Origin of the sequence: Pseudomonas tehranensis (assembly GCF_014268615.1) — a bacterium.
GTDB lineage: Bacteria > Pseudomonadota > Gammaproteobacteria > Pseudomonadales > Pseudomonadaceae > Aquipseudomonas > Aquipseudomonas tehranensis.
On record NZ_JABWQV010000413.1, the window covers coordinates 1 to 2,480 of the forward strand.

Here is a 2,480-nt window from a genome sequence, read left to right on the forward strand (position 1 = left end):
CCCACAGGGTTTTGTGTCGTATTTAATGGACAATGCACCAAACGCCAGCGTTTATGGCAAACTTCGCGCCTATAAATGCCGGTCCCGTGGTTTTTGAGCCTCAACGGCCACGGGCGGATCGGAATAAAGCGCTGCCAGGTCTGCTTCCCCTGGATGGGAAAAGACCCCTTGTGTGTTGGTACGTCGGTGCCAACGCTTTCTGCCTGAACAGATCAGAGACACGACCATGCATAACGTCGTCATCAGCGGCACCGGCCTGTACACCCCGGCCAACAGCATCTCCAATGAAGAGCTGGTGCAGTCTTTCAATACCTATGTCGCGCAATTCAACGCCGACAATGCCCAAGCCATCGAACGCGGTGAAGTCGAGGCGCTGACCGAGTCCAGCGCGGCGTTCATCGAAAAAGCCTCCGGCATCAAGAGCCGCTTTGTCATGGACAAGGACGGTATTCTCGACCCGCAACGCATGACCCCGCGCCTGCCCGAGCGCTCCAACGAGGAGTGGTCGGTGCTGTGCGAAATGGCCGTCGGTGCCGCGAAACAGGCCCTGGAACGCGCCGGGCGCACCGCCGCCGACATCGATGGCGTGATCGTCGCCTGTTCCAACCTGCAGCGTCCGTACCCGGCCATCGCCATTGAAGTCCAGGAAGCCCTGGGCATCGAAGGGTTTGGTTACGACATCAACGTGGCCTGTTCCTCGGCGACGTTCGGCATCCAGGCCGCGGCCAACAGCGTACAACTGGGCCAGGCCCGGGCAATCCTGATGGTTAACCCTGAGGTGTGCACCGGCCACCTGAATTTCCGCGACCGCGACAGCCACTTCATCTTCGGCGACGCGGCCACCGCGGTGATCATCGAACGGGCGGACCTGGCGACCTCGCCGTATCAGTTCGACGTGGTCAGCACCAAGCTGCTCACCAAATTCTCCAACAACATCCGCAACAACTTCGGCTTCCTCAACCGCGCCGGGGAAGAGGGTATCGGCAGCCGTGACAAGCTGTTCGTCCAGGAAGGTCGCAAAGTCTTCCGCGACGTCTGTCCGATGGTGGCCGAGCTGATCGGCGTCCACCTGGAAGAAAATCAGCTGAGTGTCGGTGAGGTGAAGCGTTTCTGGCTGCACCAGGCCAACCTGAGCATGAACCACCTGATCGTGCGCAAGCTGCTGGGTCGCGAAGCCACCGAAGAAGAAGCCCCCGTGATCCTCGACCGCTACGCCAACACCAGCTCGGCGGGTTCGGTGATTGCGTTTCACACCTATCAGGATGATTTGCCCAGCGGTTCAGTGGCCGTACTCAGCTCGTTCGGTGCCGGGTATTCGATTGGTAGCGTGATTTTGCGCAAGCATTGATTGTTGGCAATGGGGTTTATTGCGGCGAGGGAGCTTGCTGTGGCGAGGGAGCTTGCTCCCGCTGGGCTGCGTAGCGGCCCCAGGATTTTACGGTTGCTGCGCACTGGAGCGCCGGCCCGACCGAGCGGGAGCAAGCTCCCTCGCCACAAAGGCATCATCAAACCTTACCGGCATTTGGGGCGTTGAATGACCGTCAGCGACGAAACACAACTGCTCCAACGCCTCCTGGCCGGTGAGCAGCAAGCCTTCAAGGAACTGGTCAGCACCTACCAGAGCCCGATGCGCGCCGTGGCCTACGCCATCGTGGGCAGTCGGCATGCTGACGAAGTGGTGCAGGACGCCTGGTTGTCAGTGGTGCGCAACCTCAATGGCTTTCAAGGCCGCTCCAGTCTCAAGACCTGGCTGCTGACCATCACCGCCAACGCCGCCAAGGGCCGCTACAAGCAGAACCGCCGGGAAGTGCTGCTCGATGATTTGCCGTCGCCCCACGGCACGCTTGGGGATGATCGTTTCGCCGCGGATGGCCATTGGCTGCTGGCGCCGTTCGCCTGGCATCAGGACACGCCGGAGGCGCTGCTCACCATGAGCGAACTGCGCGAATGCCTCGAGCACACGCTGCTCAGCCTGTCGCAACTGCAAAGCAGTGTCCTGAGCCTGCGCGAACGTCAGGGCCTGGAGCTGGAAGACATCTGTAATCTTCTGGACATCTCGCTCTCCAACGTACGTGTGCTATTGCATCGGGCACGGCTGAAGGTCTTTGCCACCGTGGAACATTTCGAGGAAACCGGCGAATGCTGACCTGCAAGGAACAAGTGGCGCGCTCCAGCGACTTTCTCGACGGCCAATTGAGCTTGCGTGAACGCTTGATGATGCGTCATCACCTGATGTTCTGCGCCAAATGCCGGCGGTTCATCCGCCAGATGCGCCTAATGCAGGCCACCCTCAAAAAGCTCCCGGACCCCCCGATTCCCGACCTGGATCACCTCGCCGAAAAACTCGCCGCCGAACGCCGCAAAAACATCCGCTGAAATCCCAACACCCTGCGCATCTGTGGGAGCGAGCCTGCTCGCGATAGCATTGCCTCAGTCGACATCAATGCCGGCTGCTTCACCGCTATCGCGAGCAGGCTCGC

3 protein-coding genes are annotated in these 2,480 nt (G+C 60.6%); all 3 read left to right on the forward strand.

The window, feature by feature from the left end; translation table 11 throughout:
- The first annotated feature begins 226 nt into the window (after nucleotides 1-226).
- The 3 genes from HU811_RS26585 to HU811_RS26595 all read left to right on the forward strand — a co-directional run bounded on the left by HU811_RS26585 (nucleotide 227) and on the right by HU811_RS26595 (nucleotide 2,376).
- Entirely contained in the window at nucleotides 227-1,348 is a 1,122-nt protein-coding gene (locus tag HU811_RS26585; RefSeq protein WP_092397399.1) for a beta-ketoacyl-ACP synthase III, read from the forward strand.
- A gap of 186 nt (nucleotides 1,349-1,534) precedes the next feature.
- Nucleotides 1,535-2,146, forward strand: a complete 612-nt coding sequence (locus tag HU811_RS26590) for an RNA polymerase sigma factor (protein WP_092397401.1) — start codon at nucleotides 1,535-1,537, stop codon at nucleotides 2,144-2,146.
- Nucleotides 2,140-2,376, forward strand: a complete 237-nt coding sequence (locus HU811_RS26595; protein WP_186659049.1) for an anti-sigma factor family protein — start codon at nucleotides 2,140-2,142, stop codon at nucleotides 2,374-2,376. The genes HU811_RS26590 and HU811_RS26595 overlap by 7 nt, the downstream gene beginning before the upstream one ends.
- Nucleotides 2,377-2,480: the final 104 nt, after the last annotated feature.

What these genes read in the sequence shown, in the direction of transcription:
- HU811_RS26585 (WP_092397399.1), top strand. Translation starts at nt 227, where the DNA reads ATGCATAACGTCGTCATCAGCGGCACCGGCCTGTACACCCCGGCCAAC.
- HU811_RS26590 (WP_092397401.1), top strand. Translation starts at nt 1,535, where the DNA reads ATGACCGTCAGCGACGAAACACAACTGCTCCAACGCCTCCTGGCCGGT.
- HU811_RS26595 (WP_186659049.1), top strand. Translation starts at nt 2,140, where the DNA reads ATGCTGACCTGCAAGGAACAAGTGGCGCGCTCCAGCGACTTTCTCGAC.